The 19,474-nt window shown below is 63.4% G+C and carries 20 protein-coding genes; 13 read left to right on the forward strand and 7 right to left on the reverse strand.

The window, feature by feature from the left end; all coding sequences use genetic code 11:
* Positions 1-459: 459 nt before the first annotated feature.
* From U5782_RS22540 to U5782_RS22580, 9 genes are all read left to right on the forward strand, one after another.
* Positions 460-1,353 carry a DMT family transporter gene (locus U5782_RS22540; RefSeq protein WP_322046107.1) on the forward strand — a complete coding sequence of 298 codons (894 nt, stop codon included), beginning with the start codon at positions 460-462 and terminating at the stop codon, positions 1,351-1,353.
* 209 nt (positions 1,354-1,562) lie between these two features.
* A complete protein-coding gene (locus U5782_RS22545) occupies positions 1,563-2,171 on the forward strand; it encodes a TIGR00645 family protein (protein WP_322046108.1) in 609 nt (202 codons plus the stop codon).
* Between the two features lie 67 nt (positions 2,172-2,238).
* Positions 2,239-3,762, forward strand: a complete 1,524-nt coding sequence (locus tag U5782_RS22550; RefSeq protein WP_322046109.1) for a fumarate hydratase — start codon at positions 2,239-2,241, stop codon at positions 3,760-3,762.
* A 253-nt stretch (positions 3,763-4,015) separates the two neighbouring features.
* A complete protein-coding gene (gene bfr / locus U5782_RS22555; RefSeq protein WP_322046110.1) occupies positions 4,016-4,495 on the forward strand; it encodes a bacterioferritin in 480 nt (159 codons plus the stop codon).
* Between the two features lie 102 nt (positions 4,496-4,597).
* Positions 4,598-5,470 (forward strand): glutamate racemase, encoded by an 873-nt coding sequence (gene murI, locus U5782_RS22560; protein ID WP_322046111.1) that lies wholly within the window; start codon positions 4,598-4,600, stop codon positions 5,468-5,470.
* A gap of 242 nt (positions 5,471-5,712) precedes the next feature.
* Positions 5,713-5,973, forward strand: coding sequence for a bacterioferritin-associated ferredoxin (locus U5782_RS22565; protein ID WP_322046112.1), 261 nt, complete (start codon positions 5,713-5,715; stop codon positions 5,971-5,973).
* Between the two features lie 262 nt (positions 5,974-6,235).
* Positions 6,236-6,967 (forward strand): energy transducer TonB, encoded by a 732-nt coding sequence (locus U5782_RS22570; protein ID WP_322046113.1) that lies wholly within the window; start codon positions 6,236-6,238, stop codon positions 6,965-6,967.
* 86 nt (positions 6,968-7,053) lie between these two features.
* Entirely contained in the window at positions 7,054-7,788 is a 735-nt protein-coding gene (locus tag U5782_RS22575) for a MotA/TolQ/ExbB proton channel family protein (protein ID WP_322046114.1), read from the forward strand.
* An 18-nt stretch (positions 7,789-7,806) separates the two neighbouring features.
* Entirely contained in the window at positions 7,807-8,226 is a 420-nt protein-coding gene (locus tag U5782_RS22580; protein WP_322046115.1) for a biopolymer transporter ExbD, read from the forward strand.
* 499 nt (positions 8,227-8,725) lie between these two features.
* Here U5782_RS22580 and U5782_RS22585 read toward each other — a convergent pair whose 3' ends face one another.
* Positions 8,726-9,769 carry a LysR family transcriptional regulator gene (locus U5782_RS22585; protein WP_322046116.1) on the reverse strand — a complete coding sequence of 348 codons (1,044 nt, stop codon included), beginning with the start codon at positions 9,767-9,769 and terminating at the stop codon, positions 8,726-8,728.
* 122 nt (positions 9,770-9,891) lie between these two features.
* Here U5782_RS22585 and U5782_RS22590 point away from each other — a divergent pair, with 122 nt between their 5' ends.
* The 4 genes from U5782_RS22590 to hemP all read left to right on the forward strand — a co-directional run bounded on the left by U5782_RS22590 (position 9,892) and on the right by hemP (position 12,267).
* Positions 9,892-10,773 carry a pirin family protein gene (locus U5782_RS22590; protein ID WP_322046117.1) on the forward strand — a complete coding sequence of 294 codons (882 nt, stop codon included), beginning with the start codon at positions 9,892-9,894 and terminating at the stop codon, positions 10,771-10,773.
* Positions 10,774-10,908: 135 nt separating this feature from the next.
* Complete coding sequence (locus U5782_RS22595; RefSeq protein WP_322046118.1) at positions 10,909-11,307, forward strand: OsmC family protein; 399 nt, start codon at positions 10,909-10,911, stop codon at positions 11,305-11,307.
* Positions 11,308-11,338: 31 nt separating this feature from the next.
* Positions 11,339-11,824, forward strand: coding sequence for an SRPBCC family protein (locus tag U5782_RS22600; RefSeq protein WP_322046119.1), 486 nt, complete (start codon positions 11,339-11,341; stop codon positions 11,822-11,824).
* Between the two features lie 182 nt (positions 11,825-12,006).
* Positions 12,007-12,267, forward strand: a complete 261-nt coding sequence (hemP, locus tag U5782_RS22605) for a hemin uptake protein HemP (RefSeq protein ID WP_322046120.1) — start codon at positions 12,007-12,009, stop codon at positions 12,265-12,267.
* A gap of 442 nt (positions 12,268-12,709) precedes the next feature.
* Here the strand turns inward: hemP and U5782_RS22610 are convergent, their stop codons facing one another.
* From U5782_RS22610 to uvrB, 6 genes are all read right to left on the reverse strand, one after another.
* Positions 12,710-13,117, reverse strand: a complete 408-nt coding sequence (locus tag U5782_RS22610; RefSeq protein ID WP_322046121.1) for a GlcG/HbpS family heme-binding protein — start codon at positions 13,115-13,117, stop codon at positions 12,710-12,712.
* Positions 13,118-13,271: 154 nt separating this feature from the next.
* Complete coding sequence (locus U5782_RS22615; RefSeq protein ID WP_415914380.1) at positions 13,272-14,708, reverse strand: 4Fe-4S binding protein; 1,437 nt, start codon at positions 14,706-14,708, stop codon at positions 13,272-13,274.
* Complete coding sequence (locus U5782_RS22620; RefSeq protein ID WP_322046122.1) at positions 14,705-15,550, reverse strand: FTR1 family iron permease; 846 nt, start codon at positions 15,548-15,550, stop codon at positions 14,705-14,707. Before U5782_RS22620 ends, U5782_RS22615 begins: the two co-directional genes overlap by 4 nt.
* 82 nt (positions 15,551-15,632) lie before the next feature.
* The gene (locus tag U5782_RS22625) at positions 15,633-15,977 is read right to left on the reverse strand and encodes a cupredoxin domain-containing protein (RefSeq protein ID WP_415914391.1); all 345 of its coding nucleotides are present in this window, start codon (positions 15,975-15,977) and stop codon (positions 15,633-15,635) included.
* 143 nt (positions 15,978-16,120) lie between these two features.
* Positions 16,121-16,669: an iron transporter gene (locus tag U5782_RS22630; protein WP_322046124.1), complete on the reverse strand. Its 549-nt coding sequence runs from the start codon at positions 16,667-16,669 to the stop codon at positions 16,121-16,123.
* Between the two features lie 307 nt (positions 16,670-16,976).
* The gene (gene uvrB, locus U5782_RS22635) at positions 16,977-19,058 is read right to left on the reverse strand and encodes an excinuclease ABC subunit UvrB (protein WP_322046125.1); all 2,082 of its coding nucleotides are present in this window, start codon (positions 19,056-19,058) and stop codon (positions 16,977-16,979) included.
* Positions 19,059-19,474: the final 416 nt, after the last annotated feature.

The raw sequence follows: 19,474 nt of genomic DNA on the forward strand, positions 1-19,474 counted from the left end.
GTGTTTCGCGTGCGAGACGCGCCCAGAAGCCTTCGTAGTCGCCTTCGGCTTCGGCGACGAGCGCCTTGTAAGCGTCCATGCCGGACACCGTCGCGTTTGCCACCGTTTGCGCGGACGGCGCAAACACACGATGTTCCTGAAGAACCGATTCAATCGCAGACATCGACAACCCCTTGGTGAAGATGAAACGTCAAACTCGTGGGCGCGCGCAGCATCGTCGATGCCTGCGCGCGCCGTCTCCTGTATGCCGCCGCGTACTGCCTGGATCCTGGCTTGTACGCGTGCGGCGCTTTCTTTGCTGCGGTTCACATGGACCCGCGCGCGTGTCCATGCGTTCAAGATTAAGCGTAGCAACTTACCCGCTACTTACGCGGCGGGCCGTTCCGCGATAGTCCCGCTATGGCGACCTCTTAAGCGGCCATTTAGAATGCTAACTGATCTGAGCGTCCGGATTCCAGCTTGAACCGCCATTCACTTTTTCTCGTCGCCGCCATGCTGCTCGTGGGCAGCAATGTCGGCATCGGCAAAACGATCGTTGCGTTTTTGCCCGTTGAGCTATTCGCCCTGCTGCGCTTCGTGATTGCGCTCGCGGTGCTCTGGCCCCTGCTGCGCATCGCCCGCATGCGCCGGGTAAAGCGCGGCGAGTGGATCAATCTCTTCCTTCAGGCGCTCTTCGGTACATTCGGGTTTACGCTGCTGATGCTCGGCGGTGTGCATCGCACGAGCGCCGTGGCCGCGGGCGTCATTACGAGCACGATTCCGGCCGTGGTCGCGCTGTTCTCGTGGGTCTTCCTGCGCGAGCGTCCCGACGCGCGCGCGTTCGCGTCGATCGCGCTGGCCATCGCGGGCATCGCCGTCATCAATCTCGCTCACGCCGATGCGGGCCCGGCCAACCCCGGTTCGTTCACCGGCAATCTGATGGTGCTGGGCGCGGTGTGCTGCGAATCGCTCTATGTGATCCTCTCGCGACGTCTCACCCAGACGCTCGCGCCGCTCGAAATCTGCGCCTATACGCATGTGTTCGGTTTTCTGCTGATGCTGCCGGTGGGCCTGCCTGGCGCGTTCTCGTTCGACTACGCGAGCGTGCCCGTTGGCGTCTGGGGGCTCGTGCTCTGGTATGGACTCTCGGCCAGCGTGTTCTCGTTCGTGCTGTGGATGATGGGCATTCGTCACGTGCCGGGCAGCATTGCCGGCGTCTTCACGGCCGTGCTGCCGGTGGCCGCAGCGCTCTACGGCATCGCGGTGCTCGGCGAACGACCCACGCCGGCACATGGCATCGCGCTTGCCTGTGTAATCGCGGGCATCGCGCTCGCGAGCCTCAAAACGAAGCGGCTGCCACCCGTTGCTTCGTGACATCCATCAGGGCCGCGACGTAATGACCCTGAAAGACTCGCTGCCGGTATCGCGGCGAAGTGTCGCGGCGACGCGTTACAATAGCGCCCGCCCGGCCCCTGCGGCGCCGCGGCGCGAACGGCGCGAGCCTTCTGTAACCTGGGAGACTCGGCGCGGCGCGCGCGACGCCACTCGGACCCCGCCCGATTTTCGCCCTACGTGAAACGCCCATGTCCGCCGCACGCCCACAGCCGCCGTCTGCCGCCTCGCCCCGCCGTCGCATGGGGCTGCTGCCCAGCATCATTTTCATGAGCCGCTGGCTCCAGGTGCCGCTGTACCTGGGGCTGATCGTCGGGCAAACCGTCTATTGCGTGCTGTTCCTCAAGGAAGTCTGGCACCTCGTCACCCACGCGATGTCGCTCGACGAGACGAGCATCATGCTCGCCGTGCTGGGCCTGATCGACGTGGTGATGATCTCGAACCTGCTCATCATGGTGATCGTGGGCGGCTACGAGACTTTCGTTTCGCGCATGGGCCTGGAAGGCCATCCCGACGAGCCCGAATGGCTCGATCACGTGAACGCCGGCGTGCTGAAGGTGAAGCTCGCGATGGCGCTGATCAGCATTTCGTCGATTCATCTGCTGAAAACCTTCATCAACCCGGACGCAGTCTCCGAGCGCACCGTGATCTGGCAAGTGGCCATTCACGTTGCGTTCCTGTTCTCCGCGCTGGTGATGGCCTGGATCGACCGCCTCACCACCCATACGCATCCCGAGCACTATCACGATCTCGCCGCGCGCCATCCGGTGCCCGTGCGCGACGTGGCGACGCCGGAGTAAATCCGGCGCCTGGTCAGAATAAAAAAATTCCACGATTCGAATCAACCCGTCCCCATAGAAGCTAGCCATGACCGTCATCAAGCAGGAAGACCTGATCCAGAGCGTTGCGGATTCGCTCCAGTACATCAGCTACTACCATCCGCAGGACTACATCGAAGCGCTTGGCCGCGCCTATGAGCTGGAAGAAAGCCCGGCCGCGAAGGACGCGATCGCGCAGATCCTGACCAACAGCCGCATGTGCGCCGAAGGCCGCCGCCCGATCTGCCAGGACACGGGCATCGTGACGATCTTCGTGAAGGTCGGCATGGATGTGCGTTGGGACGGCGCGACGATGGGCGTCACCGACATGATCAACGAAGGCGTGCGCCGCGGTTACCTGAACCCGGACAACGTCCTGCGCGCGTCGATCGTTTCGCCGCCCGAAGGCGGCCGCAAGAACACCAAGGACAACACGCCGGCCGTGATCCACTACGAGATCGTGCCGGGCGACAAGGTCGACGTTCAGGTCGCAGCCAAGGGCGGCGGCTCGGAAAACAAGTCGAAGTTCGTCATGCTGAACCCGTCCGACTCGATCGTCGACTGGGTGCTCAAGACCGTGCCGACGATGGGCGCAGGCTGGTGCCCGCCGGGCATGCTCGGTATCGGCATCGGCGGCACCGCTGAAAAGGCGATGCTGATGGCGAAGGAATCGTTGATGGAATCCATCGACATCCAGGACATCATCAAGCGCGGTCCGAAGGACTGGATCGAAGAGATGCGCGTCGAGCTGCACGAGAAGGTCAATGCGCTCGGTATCGGCGCGCAGGGTCTGGGCGGCCTCGCCACCGTGCTCGACGTGAAGATTCACGCCGCTCCCACGCACGCCGCGTCGAAGCCGGTCGCGATGATCCCGAACTGCGCCGCCACGCGCCACGCACACTTCGTGCTGGACGGCTCGGGCCCGGCGAAGCTCGAAGCGCCCTCGCTCGACGCATGGCCGAAGGTCAACTGGGAACCGAACACGGAAACCAGCAAGCGCGTCGATCTGAACACGCTCACGCCGGAAGAAGTCGCTTCGTGGAAGCCGGGCCAGACGCTGCTGCTCTCGGGCAAGATGCTCACGGGCCGCGACGCCGCGCACAAGCGCATCGCCGACATGCTCGCCAAGGGCGAGAAGCTGCCGGTGGACTTCAAGAACCGCGTGATTTACTACGTTGGCCCGGTCGATCCGGTGCGCGACGAAGTGGTCGGCCCGGCAGGCCCCACCACCGCCACGCGCATGGACAAGTTCACCGAACTGATGCTCTCGCAAACGGGCCTCATTTCGATGGTGGGCAAGGCCGAGCGCGGTCCGGTTGCGATCGAGGCGATCCAGAAGCACAAGGCTGCATACCTGATGGCCGTGGGCGGCGCTGCCTACCTCGTGTCGAAGGCGATCCGCGGCTCGAAGGTCGTGGCGTTCGAAGACCTCGGCATGGAAGCCATCTACGAGTTCGACGTCCAGGACATGCCGGTGACGGTCGCGGTCGATTCGTCGGGCACCTCGGTCCACAAGACCGGCCCCGCCGAATGGCAGGCAAAGATCGGCAAGATTCCGGTCGCAACCGCTTGATCTAACTGCGTGATATTCGCGAGATGCGAGATAATCGGCCAGTAGTTGTATCGCCGATATAAAAAACCGGGGCCCCGCGCCCCGGTTTTTCTTTGGGTAACGCGAAACGTACTGAGATTAATTCTCAGAACGCAGCAAATGGCTGATTTTGCCGGGTTTCTACGCAGATTCGGTCTTGGCTTTTGTGTTTTGAGCGTTTATTGTTGGAAACTGTGTTAAAACCTGCCCGCCCCCCACAAGCAAGGAAAAAATTATGCAAGGCGACAAGAAAGTCATCGAATTTCTGAACGCACAACTCAAGAACGAGCTGACCGCGATTAACCAGTACTTCCTGCATGCCCGCATGTACAAGCACTGGGGCCTGGAAAAGCTCGGCAAGCACGAATATGACGAGTCGATCGGCGAAATGCGCCACGCCGACTGGCTCATCGAACGCATTTTCATGCTCGACGGTCTGCCCAATCTGCAAGATCTGCACAAGCTGCTGATCGGCGAGGAAACCAAGGAAGTGCTCGAATGCGATCTGAAGCTCGAGTACATCTCGCAGGGCACCTGCAAGGAAGCCATCGCTTATTGCGAGTCGGTGCGTGATTTCATCTCGCGCGAAATCTTCACGAAGATTCTCGACGACACCGAAGAGCACATCGACTGGCTCGAAACGCAAATCGACCTCATCGACAAGGTTGGCATCCAGAATTACCAGCAGACCATGATGGGTTCGGTAGAATCCTGATTCCGGTCTGAACCTGCTCGCAGGTCGGGCCGCGCCCCGCGCATCTGCGGGTGCGGCCCTGAATAGCAGCATAGAAGTCCTCTCTCCCGCTTCCCGACTCACGTGAACCTTCCGGCTCCCCACTGCGCCGCGCCCATCGGCATCTTCGATTCCGGCCTGGGCGGCCTCTCGGTGCTGCGCGCCGTGCGCGCGCAATTGCCCGCCGAGCAGCTCGTCTATGTGGCCGATTCGCGCTATGCGCCGTATGGCCAGCGTGATGACGACTTCATCGCCGACCGCACGCTCGCGATCGGCGAGTGGCTCGTGGCGCAAGGCGCCAAGGCGCTCGTGGTGGCCTGCAATACGGCGACGGCGCAGTCGATCGAGTTCGTGCGCGCGCGCCTGTCGATTCCGCTCGTGGGCGTGGAGCCGGGCGTGAAGCCGGCGGCGCAGCTTTCGAAGTCGCGCGTGGCGGGCGTGCTCGCCACCCAGGTGACGCTGCGCAGCGCCCGTTTTCAGGCGCTCGTCGCGCGCCACGCCGATGACCTGCGCGTGCTGTGCCAGCCCGGCCACGGGCTCGTGGAGGCGGTTGAGCGCTGCGATATCGGCTCGCCTGAACTCGTCGCGCTGCTGCGCGGCTACGTGCAGCCCATGCTCGATGCCGGCGCGGATACGCTGGTGCTCGGTTGCACGCACTACCCTTTTCTGGACACCGCGATCCGTTCGATCGTCGGCGAACGCATGACGCTCGTGGATACCAGTATCGCGATTGCCCGCCAGCTCGAACGCGTGCTCGACCAGCATGGTCTGCGCGCCACGGCGGCGGATGGCGAATCCACCGAACCCGCCGCCAACCCGCGCGCACGTTTCTGCTCGACCAGTGATGGCGCGCACCTTCGCGCGCTCGCTGCAGCGCTGCTCGGCATCGAAGCGCCGGTCGAATGCGTGCAAATTCCCTCGCGCCGCACCCGCGAACTCGAAGGCAACGCCGCCTGAACGCGTAAACCAAAAAACGCGCGGGCCGCTCACTCCGACCCCATTCTTACGCCCGTCTTTCGGCGCTCCCGCCGTATCCCGCCCCATCTGACGCCCGTTTCGCTGGGCGCTCGCCGCTCTGATCCAGAGCAAAATCCCTGCTAAGCATCCGGTTTTGTTACAAAAATTCTGTCTGCACGCTTGCCAAACCGGCCAAACATAATGATAATAATTCGCATTAACTCTCTCTATTGCGCTCCATCATGATTGTCTGCGTGTGCAAGTCCGTCTCCGACCGGACGATCCGTGCCTCCATCGCGGAAGGCATGGACTCTTTCGACGAGTTGCAATTCGAACTCGGCGTGGCGACCTGCTGCGGCAAGTGCGAGGAATCCGTGCGCGACGTGATGGCGCAGAGTGGAGTGTGTGCAACCCGCTGTGGCGTGACGCATCACCACGCGCATCCGGTTGTGGCTGTGCCGCATGTGGTACCCCTGACGTTCTACGAGCGCAAGGCTGCCTGATTTGTCGTGGCGCGCGTTTCATCCCTGCTGATGCGCGCGCTGCCCAAACGCTCGAAGACCCGAGCGCTTTATCGCCGACAGCAAGCCAGTTTCACGACCAGCCAGCTACCGCTCGCACCCTTTTCTGGAGGACGGGATGGAACTGCTGATCGGATTCGTGACCACCGTGTGCATTTCGCTGTTGATCTTTCGCCCATAAAGCTGCCCGTAGCGACGCGTTGTCTGCCTTGTGCGCCGTCGTTTGCAGGGCGGCCACGCTAATATGCAGGCTTCCCAAACCACCGCCCACGCGCTGACGCTGCCCGCCTTCCGCACGAATCGACGTGTCGTGACGGCGACCGCGATCGTGCTCGCGCTGCACGCCGCGCTCATCGCGGTCGTGCTCACGAAGCGCGACGCCGCGCCCATCGCCCTCGAATCGCACGCCATTACGGCCGAGTTGCTCAAGCCGGACCCGGTCGCCGCGCCGGCTGCGATCCAGTCCACGCCCACGCCGCCGCCGCCCAAGCCGGTGCCGATCAAGCGCGAAAAGCCGAGACCCCAGCCCAAACAAAAGCCGACGCCCACGCCGCCGCTGCCCGTGGCCGCCGCGCCCTCGCAGCATGCGATCGAGACGCCCGCGCCCGCCGATCCGGCGCCGCCCGCGCCCACCCCGCCCGCTCCGCCGCAAGCCGCAGCCCCCGCGCCGGCCAAACCGGTAATGGCGCTGAGCGCGCCGAAGAACGTTTCGCACCTCGACTGCCGCATCGTCGAGCCGGATTACCCGACGCTCTCGAAGCGCCGCGGCGAGACCGGCACGGCGCTCGTGCATTTCGTGGTGGGCCTCACGGGCAAGATCGAAAACATCGAGCTCAGAAAGTCCAGCGGCTACAGCCGTCTCGACGACGCCGCGATGGACGCGATGCGCAGCAGTTCCTGCAAGCCGTACCTGGAGGACGGTCAGCCGGTGCGCGCCGCTTACACGCAACCGTTCGATTTCAGCCTGCACGATTGAGTCGCACAGGTTTTGGGCGCACTGGCAAGGCGGTGAGCCTGAATGAGAATCACACTGTTTTGATGAATTGAATTAAAGGAAAAAGCATGCAGAACTACGGTATCGCCCACGTCTGGGCGCAAGGGGATTTCGTGACGCGCGGCATCGCGCTCGCACTGTTCATCATGTCGGTGCTGTCGTGGTGCGTGATCGTCGTTAAGGGCTGGAACGTTGCGCGCCTCAAGCGCCAGACGAAGAATGCCGAACAACAGTTCTGGCATTCGGACGATCTCGCCGATGGCGTGAAGAAGCTCGGTAGCGGCACGCGCGACGACAATCCGTTCCTCGCCCTCGCCCTCTCGGGCCAGGAAGCCGCCGATCACCATCATCAGACGCAGCCGCATCTGCACGACCGCATGGACGTGTCGGACTGGGTCACGCGCTGCCTGAAGGACACGATGGACGAGTCCGTCGCGAAGATGCAGTCGGGTCTCGCGATCCTCGCCTCGATCGGCAGCACGGCGCCGTTCGTCGGCCTGTTCGGTACGGTGTGGGGCATCTATCACGCCCTGCTCTCGATCGGCGCATCGGGCCAGACCTCGATCGACGCAGTCGCGGGTCCGGTCGGCGAAGCGCTGATCATGACGGCCTTCGGCCTGTTCGTCGCGATTCCGGCGGTGCTCGGCTACAACGCACTCACGCGCGCCAACAAGGCGATCGTCACGAAGCTCAACCGCTTCGCGCACGGTCTGCACGCCTTCTTCGTGACCGGCGCACGCCTGTCGTCGACGGCCAAGGGCAGCAACAACGGCAACCTGCGCGTCGCCGCACGTACCCAATAATCCGCGGAGGCAAGCAACATGGCGATGAGCCCTTTTGCCAGCGACGATGACGATGGCCTCATGAACGAAATCAACATGACGCCGCTCGTCGACGTCATGTTGGTTCTCCTGATCGTTTTCATGGTGACGATCCCCGTGATCCGTCACGCCGTGAAGATCGACCTGCCGCACGCGAGCAGCCAGAAGGAAGACACCAAGCCCGCGCAGATCAATATCTCGATCGAAGCGGATGGCACGGTGCTGTGGGACGGCGATGCCGTGAACGACCAGCAGCTCACGGCGAAGATCGCGACGGCCGCGCAGCAGGAACCGCAACCGGAGCTGCATCTGAACGCGGATCGCAAGGTGCAGTACGAGAAGGTGGCGCAGGTGATGTCGGCCGCGCAGAGCGGCGGTCTCACGAAGCTTGGCTTCGTGACCGATCCGGCGCACAAGTGATGGTTTGAAGGTGCACGGAGCGTCATGCTCTCGATGCACCGGATGGACGAAAAAACGCGCGGCCCTTTCGCCGCGCGTTTTCTTTTTCAGCGCATTGTTTCGCAGGACGAATAAAGTCGGCACACAAAGTAAAAGGCCTTCATCGCCAGATGAAGGCCTTTTTTCGTGCGCACGCTGGCGCATTCGGGCGGTGGCGACACTCCCCGACAATCGCTCGGTTCACATCGGCACATGCGACTCGCCGTGATCGACACGGACTGCGCTTTCAGCCCTGAAGGCTCACTATGATAGCGGCCATCAATTCCCGCACAAGACCGGTGCTTGGCGAGAGGGATTTCAATATATGCCTCTCTGCTCTCAGCTACAAGACTTTGGCCATTGAAAGTAACGATTGCCGGCGGCGCTTAAATGCCAAAAGGCAAAGACGCGGCCAACGCACATCAACCCTTCATACAAGCGCACGCGTGTGCAGGTTCGCAAAGCAATGGGGCGCGCTGCCTCAAGCCGTTTCGATATTGCTCGCCGGCTTCGCGCGCCGCGCACCGATCGATGCGCCCGGCTGCTGCGCCTCGACGCCATTCTTCGCCATCAACGCAGCCACGTCGCTCCTGAGCGGACATTCCTGGTGCAGGTTCTTGTCCGCGTCGAGCACTTCCACCAGGTAATCGACGAACGCGCGCACGGCCGGAACCATGCCCTGACGCGAGAGGAAAACCGCGTAGAGCTGCGGCACCGGCAAGGTCCAGCCCGGCATCACCGGCGAGAGCTTGCCCGAGCGCAGCGCGGCGCCGTACATCATCTCGGGCATCGCGGCGATGCCAAGCCCTTGCAGCGCGGCTTCGCGGATCGTCGTGAGGTCGGCGCTGATGAGGCGCGGCTCGTGTTCGTGCGAATGGCGTGTGCCATCCGGCGCGATCAGCTGGAAGACGTGGCGGCCGTCGCCCGTGGGCGTGTCGAGCGTTTCGAAGCGCGCAAGATCGTCGGGCGTGAGCGGCGGCGCATTCTGCGCGAGCAGGCTGGGCGCGCCCACCAGCATCTGCTCCGTGCGCCAGAGCGGCCGCACGACGATATTGGCGTTCTGCGGCGGCTCCGAGCGCACGCGCAGCGCGATATCGACGGAATCCTCGAACAGATCGATCACGCGGTTGGTCACGCGCATCACCACCCGCACTTCGGGGAAGCGATGCATGAATTCGGGAATGATCTGCGAAAAGATGGTCTGCGAGAGCGTGACCGGCACGCTTACCCGCACCGTGCCGCGCGGCGAGGAGCGCAGCGACTGAACAACGTTCACCGCCGCCTGGGCTTCCGCGAGCATCGCGCGGCAGTGCTGGTAGAACAGCTCGCCCGCCTCGGTAAGCGCCAGCTTGCGCGTGGAGCGCTGCAGCAGACGCACGCCGAGCGACGCCTCCAGCTCGCTCACGCGGCGCGAGAGCCGCGACTTGGAAATGCCGAGCACGCGCTCGGCCGCCGAGAATCCGCCGTGTTCGACCACCTGCGAAAAGTACATCAGGTCGTTGAGGTTGTGCGAATCGATTTTCATGTCGTCGTTCCAGCGATGGGACAATCCATTGCGATCAGGCGGTCAAACAGGCCAAATCGGCTACCTATAATAGCGGTTTGTTTCGCATATCGCGCAATTCCCATTTTTTCGAGGTGATATCCATGCCGGCCGTCCGCTCGATCGCCCACGTCTTTCCCGCGGTTCGCACGACCGAAGGCGGTGGGTTCGTCGTCCATCGTCCCTTCCCTACCCGTCAGTTGATGGATTTCGATCCGTTCCTGCTGCTCGACGAGATGGGCCCCACCGATTACGCGCCGGGCGCGGCCAAGGGCGCGCCCGACCATCCGCATCGCGGCTTCGAGACGGTCACGTACATGCTTGCGGGCCGCTTCGGCCACAAGGATTCGGCGGGGCATTCGGGCACGCTCAACCCCGGCGACGTGCAGTGGATGACGGCCGGCGCCGGCGTCATCCATAGCGAGATGCCCGACCCCGAATTCACGCGCACGGGCGGCCTCATGCACGGCTTGCAGTTGTGGGTGAACCTGCCGGCCACGGACAAGATGATCGCCCCGCGCTATCAGGAGATGCCGCACGCGCAGATTCCGCAAGGACGTTCGGCGGATGGCCGGGCGAGCGTCAAGGTGATCGCCGGCGAGTCGCTGGGCGCCAAGGCCGCCATCGAGACGCGCACGCCCATCCTCTATCTGCACTTCACGCTCGCGCCCGGCGCGCGGGTGGAACAGCCGGTGCCGCAGGCGTGGAATGTGTTCGCGTACGGGCTTGCGGGCACGGCGCAGTACGGCGCCGAGGGCGAGGCGATTGGCGCGCAGCAGATGGTGGCGTTTGCCGGCAACGGCGAGACCGTGACGATCGCCGCGCCCGCCGACGCGACCGAGCCAGTGGAAGTGCTGCTGATCGGCGGCCTGCCGCTCAACGAACCGGTCGTGCGCTACGGCCCGTTCGTAATGAACACCGAGCAGGAGATCCGCGAGGCCGTGCTCGACTACCAGGCCGGACGCATGGGACGGATCTCTCACTAGGCGGCCAGGGCGCGCGCCGAGACGACCCCGCAACCCGCGCCGCTTTTTGTCACAATAAGGATTTGCACGCCGCGCACCGGAATTCGCTCCGGCCGCGGCTTGTTCCCATTCAACCGTTCCGTCCGCGAGGAGCGCATGGCCGACACCGCAGTCACCGCACACATTGGCTCGACCAACTATCAGGTCCAGTTCGACGACGGCACCCACACATGGATCGCCGACGAACCGGCCTCGCTCGGCGGCGGCGACCGGGGCCCGACGCCCTTTTCGCTGCTGCTCTCGAGCCTGGGTGCGTGCACCTCGATCACGCTGAAGATGTATGCGCAGCGCAAGGAGTGGCCGCTCGAAGGCGTGCGCGTGAAGCTCACGATGGAGACCGGCAACGACGGCACCACGATCGACCGGCAGATCGCGCTCGAAGGTCCGCTTTCGGACGAGCAACGCGAGCGTCTCTTGCAGATCGCGAATGCCTGCCCGGTCCACAAGGTCCTTACGAACACGATCCACATTCGTTCGGGTCTCGTCGCCGCGTGAGCGCGGACGGACAACACAGGAAGCCGCTGCCTTGAATTTCGAACACCTCATCCAGATCAACGACCCGGCGAATCCGCTCGTCCAGCCGATGACGCGCGAGCAGCTCTGGGAAGGCCTCGTGCTGCGCGCCGAACAGCCGCAGCTTTTCGTGCTGGGCCTCGACAGCTGCACGATCCTCACGCGCGAAGGCGACACGCTCGAGCGCGAGTTGCACTACGGTCACGCCACGGTGCGCGACCGCGTCACGCTCAACCCCAACGACAGCGTGCGCTACGACATCCTCGCGACCGCGGAATACGTGGGCGGCTCGCTCACCATGACGATCGAGCAACCGGACGCGTCCCAGCTGTTCCTGCGCTTCGAGTACCGCACGACGCTGCCCACCGCCGATACCGAAGACGAACGCCAGACCTCGGAGATCGTGAAGTCGGCCTACCGCGAGTCGGACATCGACACCGTGCGCCTCATCCGACAGTACGTGCAAGGCCCGGGCGAGCCCGAAGCGCCGCTGCACTAAGCACGGCCCTCAGACAGTCAGAACGCCCGGCCTCGCGCCGGGCGTTGTTTTTTCAGGGACGTGCGACCTCATCGGGCATAAAGCTATCGCCGCGCGATTCCGATGAAATTATCGCAATTGAAAATAAGAACAATTATCATTTAGAATTCATTCATCGAATCGAGACACAGACCGTCACGTTCATGACCGAACTCAACCGCTCAGCAACACTTAGCCTGCGCCGCACGGGCTCCGCGTTGACCAGCTCGCGCCCGCCGAAGGCTGTCGCTACCGCCGCCGTCACACGCACCAGCACCGAACCGGCCAGCACGCCCGCAAGCAACGAGCGCTCGCTGGACAGCACGGCCCTGCTGCAAGGCCGCAGCCACGTGAGCATCATGCACAACGGCGAGACGTATCAGCTGCGCGCCACACGGCTGGGCAAGCTGATTCTCACCAAATGAGTTTTTAGTACCGGGTATTGTGGGGACCGCCTCCATCGAGAGGCGTTGGGCAGTAGCCAGCAACGACGGCTTGCACGCGAGAACTAGACCCCTTCGTGCAGACATCCTTCAAGCTTCAAGCCGGCCGTCATAGCAAGCCAAGCCATTTTTTTGTTCTCACCGGGATCTACGGGAGCGGCGCGCGAAGCGTAGCCGCCCTGGGCGAGAGCCGCGGCATAGTCCGCGGCTTTTGTTTTTGCCGTAGCAGGCATGACCTGCAGGCAGTGCTGCATGGGGAAGGCAGCGGCGGTTCGCGTTTTGTGTGAAGCAGCGATACCGAGGCGCGATTAAACCACGACCTACCCCTACGCGTAAACCCTTTCGTGAATGGAAGGCTCATCGCGCATCCATCCACGAGCCAATCCGTGGGTCATTCGAGCCTCATTGGAGCCTCACGCGAGCCTCATTCGGCACCGAGCGCCGCGATGCCCGCTTGCGCAATCGCCGCGTCCTGCTCGGACTTCACCCCCGACACCCCCACCGCACCAATCACGTCGCCCTTGACGACGATCGGCACGCCGCCTTCCAGCATCGCCGTAAGCGGCGCGCTCAGGAATGCCGTGCGCCCCTGGCGGATCGCCTCTTCGTAAAGCTTGCTCTCACGACGGCCGAGCGCGGCCGTACGCGCCTTGCCGGGGGCCATCTCGGCGCTGATGGGCGGCGCGCCGTCGAGGCGGCGCAGATACAGCAGATGGCCGCCATCGTCGACGATCGCGATCGTCACGTTCCATTCATGCGCGCGGGCGTGCGCAACGGCTGCATCGGCTACCCGGATCACGTCTTCATCGGTCAGTACTACTCGCGTTCGCATGCGTCTCTCCGAAAAGTCAAAAACCGGGCTGCGGTCCCTTGCAGAGCAAAGGCCGACCCGGTTTTTGAGAGTAGCACCCAGACTTGCGACGCGACGCGCCAATACCGCGTATACCGCCTATATCAGCACCGCGCGAAAACAGCGCTTGATGCGCTTAACGCGTCCAGCCCCAGAACATGAGCCACCAGGCGCTATCGACCACGGCGAGCGCAAGCGCGAAGCCCAGCATCGCAAGGCCACGCTGCCAGAAGCGCGTGCTGTAGCGGCCCGTCACGCGCCACGCAAGCCACGCGCTCCACAGGTTCGTAATGACGAGGATGCCGATGCGCACTTCCGTCGCCCATTCGAGCGGCACGTGTTCCGCGCGCAGGAGCGAGAGCGTCGTGGCCGAGAGGCCGAGGAACACGCCCGCGCCCGCGAGCGGGATCAGCGACTGCGTGAAGTGATGCACGCGGCGCATGTCGAAGCGCCCGAGCGCCGTAGTCGCCGCCGCGAGAATCGCGAACAGCGCCGTGCCGTAAACGAGACCCGTCGCGACGATATAGCCGACGATCATCGTGCCGTCGAGCCACGAGAACACATCGTTCTGCTCAGGATAATGCGTGAGCAGGAACCACGGCGCGTTGGTCTCGAGCGGCCAGGTGATGTCGCGGTCGATGAGCCAGCCCGCGAGCCACTGCTTCATGCCGATGAACCAGGGCGAGCCGGTCCAGTGGAACGCGCCGATGGCGATACCGAGCAGGCCGTACAGGATCAGCGCCGTGTCCCAGCCGCTAGCCTGGCTGTCGCCCAGTTCCACCACCTCTTCCGCCGGCGAGCGCCACGACAGCGCGATAGCGTCGCGATGACCGCTGCAACGTCCGCACATATGGCATTGCGCAGCGCCCTTCATGTTGCGCAGCGGCACGAGCGGCGCGCAGTTCACGGGAATCACGCGATGCCCGCCGTGCTCGCCATGCTTGTACGAGTTGCGCCACGCGTCTTCATCGACCTTGAAGCGGAACGGCGCAAGACGCGCCAGAAGCGCAAAAACCCCGTTCACGGGGCAGAGATATTTACACCAGACACGTTTCTCGCGCCCGTACAGAAAGCCGATCACCATCGCGCCGAGCGTCGATCCGCCCAACACCAGCAGCACCGCTTTGGGGTACTGGTAGACGCTCACCATCTGGCCGTAGATGGTGGTCAGGCCGAAGGCCACGAACGGCCAGCCGCCCCAGCGCATCCAGCGCGGAATCGCCCAGCCGCGGCCGAACTTGCTGGCGAACTCGGTGAGCGCGCCTTCGGGACACAGCACGCCGCACCACACGCGTCCGAGCATCACCATCGAGAGCAGCACGAACGGCCACCAGATGCCCCAGAACACGAACTGCGCCGCGAGCGTGAGATTGTTCCAAAGGTGCGAGGTGTCGTCGGGCAACGGCAAGACGGCGGGCACGAGGATCAGGAACGCGTAGACGGCGACCACGACCCACTGCACGCCGCGGATCACCGCGGCGTGACGTTGCATCCATTGGCCCGCCTGGGTCAGCCTGCCAGACCTGACCTTAGGCCGCGGCATGCCGGGCGGCTGGGCCGATGCACAACTCATGCTGCTTTCCTTTTGCTCATGGCCGCGTTGCGCCCGCTCGCGCGGCGCGCGAGGAACATGACGACGAGCCAGTACACCGCGTAAGCGATCAGGTTCATCAGCGCCGGATGCGCGCGGTAGCCCGTGAGCGTCGCGACCAGCGAACCGAAGGTGCTCGAATCATCGAGGATCATCGACGAATTCCAGACCTGATCGACGATAGTCGGCAGGACTTCCTTGTCGATGAGCTTGTCCACGCCGGTCTGGAACAGACCCGCGCCGAGGAACAGCAGCATGATCTCGGTGACGCGGAAGAACAGGCGCCACGAGAAAATCTTGCCGCCCAGTTGCAGGAAGTAGAAGGTCAGGAACGCGAGGCCCAGACCGAGCAGCACGGCCACGTACTGGCTCGCATCCACATGGCCCGACTGGCCGAAACCAAGGCCGTAAAGGAAGATCACCGTTTCGCTGCCTTCGCGCGCGATGGCGAGCGCGACCAGCACCGTGATGCCCCACCAGTTCGCGTCGCGCGTGGTCTTTTCCAGCGACTCTTCCATCTCGCGCTTGAGCGTGCGGCCGTGCTGCTTCATCCACAGCACCATCTGCACGATCAACACGCAGGCCACCAGCACCATGCCGGTCTGGAAGTAATCCTGGGCGTCGCCCGACAGCACTTCCGTAAAGCCGACCAGCGCCGCACCCAGCGCGACCGCCGAGAGAATGCCCAGGCCCACGCCGGCCCACAGATACGGCAGACCGCGCCGCGCGTCGGCGTCGCCGTTCTTCAGCCATGCATACAGAATGCCGACGACGAGCAGCGCTTCGACGCTCTCCCGCCAGACGATGAACAATACCTGACCCATTCAACACCTCCTGCCGCCAGCACCCTCGCTGGCCGCGTTCTGACTATGCGACGCTTATGTCGTGACGCTTATTCGGTGACACTTATTTCGCAACAATGACGCCTTGCGCCTGTTGATGGAAATCGTCGAAAAACTTGTACTCGCCCGGATCGAGCGGTGCGATCACCACGAACGAATCCGCGCCCGGCGCCAGGACCTTTTCCTTGCGCAACTGGACGCTCTCGAACTCCGCAGCACCCTTGCCAACGTTGCGCACTTCGATCTTGACGCGCTTGCCCGCCGGCACTTCGATGCGTGCGGGATTGAGCTTGCCATCGTTCATTTCGAGCTTGAACGTGGGCAGATCTTCGGCGTGCGCGAGCGTTGCCACGCCCGCGAGCGACGCTGCCAATGACGCGCTGAGCGCGAGCGCCGCAAACTTCCGCATTCCAGTCATCAGTCTTACCTGTTCCTTGGTGTCCTTCGCGCCCCGTGCGCTATCCAGCGCGCGGGACTTGCGACGCTAAACCAGCCAGCGGCCCACGCGCTGTGCACTCGACGTGCCGCACACGAGCCGCTCGCGCGACATGCTTAGTAGCCGCCCTTCTTGCCGATGCCCGCGAACGGGAAATCGTATTCGAGCGTGATGGGCTTGAACCACGGGCCCACACCGGTTTCCTTGTCGACGTGACGGCCGAACGCCATGTGGCCGGTCTGCATCGGCTGCTCGATCACGAGCTTCAGGTGATACTTGCCCGGGCCGTCGAGCTTGACGTTATCGCCATAGTGCGGACCATCGTTCGCCACCATGCCCATCAGATCGCCCTTGTGCGACCAGGTCGAACCCGGCTTGCTCAGTTCGTAGTGCACTTGCAGATACGGCATCCAGTCGCCTTCAGCGAAGCCGACCGGGTTGTTCTTCACCGCGTGGATGTCCGATTCCAGGTGGATGTCGGAATCCGATGCCTTGCGCATCATGCCTTCCGGTTCCATGGTGATCGGCTGCAGATAGACCGCGCCGATTTCCATACCGCCCTGGATCTGCTGCTTGCCGATCGGGTACTCGGCTGCCTGAACCGAAAACGCAGCGGCCGCAGCCGCGATGACGGCAGTGCCGCGCACGAAAGATTGGATCCGCATCGAAACTCCTGATTTTTTTATGAGAGGTACAACCGAATTATCGAGCGCATCACCATGCAAACGTTAATGCGAACAATTCTCAATAATGGCGGAGTTTAACACCGATGCCGATGGTGAACAAATTGCCGCGTAAGGAAAACCCCTTTGCAGCAGGGTTTTAGCAGCGTTTTGTTAACGTAAGCTTACGAGAAGCCGTCGATTCATTTTCAGCGATCGCTTAAGAGAAAGCCGGGATCAATAAAAAGGGCGCAGGTGAGGTTTCACCGTGCGCCCTTCCCTGTACTTCATCGCCCCGCGGGGATCGGCTTCAGATCGGGTGATCGCCCACGTTCGCGCCAAACACACGCCGACGCAACACCGCCAGCTGGTCGCGCGTCTGCGCGGCCTTCTCGAATTCGAGGTTCTTCGCGTAGTCCATCATCTGCTTTTCGAGCTTCTTGATTTCCTTCGCGATCTGCTTCTCGGACATGTCCTCGAACTTGGCGCGTTCCTGCTCCTCGCGCAACTCGGCGCGCGCATCGTCGACGTTGTAGACGCCGTCGATGATGTCCTTGATGCGCTTGACCACGCCGCGCGGCACGATGCCGTTCGCTTCGTTGAAGGCCATCTGCTTGGCGCGGCGGCGCTCGGTCTCGTCGATGGCTTTGCGCATCGAGTCGGTGATGCGGTCGCCATACAGAATCGCCTTGCCGTTCACGTTACGCGCCGCACGCCCGATCGTCTGGATCAGCGAGCGCTCGGCGCGCAGGAAGCCTTCCTTGTCCGAGTCGAGGATCGCCACGAGCGAGACCTCGGGAATATCCAGCCCTTCGCGCAGCAGGTTGATGCCCACCAGCACGTCGAAGGTGCCCAGACGCAGATCGCGGATGATTTCCACGCGCTCGACCGTGTCGATATCGCTATGCAGATAGCGCACCTTCACGCCGTGGTCGGCCAGGAACTCGGTGAGTTGCTCGGCCATGCGCTTGGTGAGCGTCGTGACCAGCACGCGTTCGCCCACGGCCACGCGCTCGTTGATCTCGCCGAGCACGTCGTCCACCTGGGTGGAAGCCGGGCGCACCTCGATCACCGGATCGACGAGACCCGTCGGGCGCACCACCTGCTCGGCGATCTGCCCCGTCACCCGCTTCTCGTAGTCGGCAGGCGTGGCCGAGACGAACACGACCTGACGCATCTTGTGTTCGAACTCGTTGAACTTGAGCGGCCGGTTGTCGAGCGCCGAAGGCAGCCGGAAGCCGTAGTTGACGAGGTTCTCCTTGCGCGCGCGGTCGCCGTTGTACATGCCGTTGAACTGGCCGATCAGCACGTGCGATTCGTCGAGGAACATCATCGCGTCGGGCGGCAGATAGTCGACGAGCGTAGGCGGCGGCTCGCCCGGCATCGCGCCCGAGAAGTGTCGCGAGTAATTCTCGATGCCCTTGCAGAAGCCCAGTTCCTGGAGCATTTCCAGGTCGAAGCGGGTGCGCTGTTCGAGCCGCTGCGCCTCCACGAGCTTGCCGTCGGCGTAGAAAAACTCCAGCCGCTCGCGCAACTCGGTCTTGATGGTTTCGACCGCGCGCAGCACGGTCTCGCGCGGCGTCACGTAGTGCGAGGACGGATAGACCGTGAAGCGCGCAATCTTCTGGCGCACGCGGCCCGTGAGCGGATCGAACAATTGCAGCGTTTCCACTTCGTCGTCGAACAGTTCCACGCGCACGGCCATTTCGGCGTGTTCGGCCGGGAAGATGTCGATGGTGTCGCCGCGCACGCGGAAGGTGCCGCGCTGGAAGTCCTGTTCGTTGCGGTTGTACTGCATCGCGATCAGTCGCGCGATGATCTCGCGCTGGCCGAGACGGTCGCCCTGACGCAGCGTCAGGATCATCTGGTGGTACTCGGACGGATTGCCGATACCGTAGATCGCCGACACCGTTGCCACGATGATCACGTCGCGGCGCTCCAGCAGGCTCTTGGTGGCGGACAGGCGCATCTGCTCGATGTGCTCGTTGATCGACGAATCCTTCTCGATGAAGAGATCGCGCTGCGGCACGTAGGCTTCCGGCTGGTAATAGTCGTAGTACGAGACGAAGTACTCGACCGCGTTGCGCGGAAAGAACTCGCGGAATTCGGCGTAAAGCTGCGCGGCGAGCGTCTTGTTCGGCGCGAACACGATCGCCGGACGGCCCAGCCGTGCGATGGTGTTGGCCATCGTGTAGGTCTTGCCCGAGCCCGTCACGCCCAGCAGCGTCTGGAACGAGAGGCCGTCCTCCACGCCTTCGACGAGCGTCTCGATCGCCGTCGGCTGGTCGCCGGCCGGCAGATACGGCTGGTAGAGCTGGAACGGCGAGCCGTCGTACTGGACGAACTTCGACTCGTCGAGCGCCGGGGCGTCGGCGACGGTGTGGTCGGACATGGGTGACATCCTGTGCGCGGAGCAAACAAACATTCTAGCGTTTCGCCACCGGGCGGGAGCGAGGCGCTTTTGGGCATGGGCGGGGACGCGCAGTCCGCGAAGGGATGAACCGGAGTGTGTTCGGGAACCGTTTTTCGCGAGGCTGCGCTTAGACCAGATGGGGCGCCGGGAGCATCGCTGCAAGAGGCGCGCTATGCGTTTTTTGCGCGCGGCCGTGGGCAGGCGCTGGCCGGGAGATGGGGAATAAAGGCCCCGCTGGCGTCACAGTCGGCGAAAAACCGGCCTGCGGATTCGCTACAATAGCGCGTTGCGTGGCCGGCCGCCTCGCGCGCCCTGGCAACATGGCGCGCGCACCAGAAGTCTTCCGTTACACCCGCGGCGCGCGGACCACCGAGCTTCTCCCTTCACTTTTGCCG

The sequence above is a fragment of the Paraburkholderia sp. J67 genome, assembly GCF_905220265.1.
Classification (GTDB): Bacteria; Pseudomonadota; Gammaproteobacteria; order Burkholderiales; family Burkholderiaceae; genus Paraburkholderia.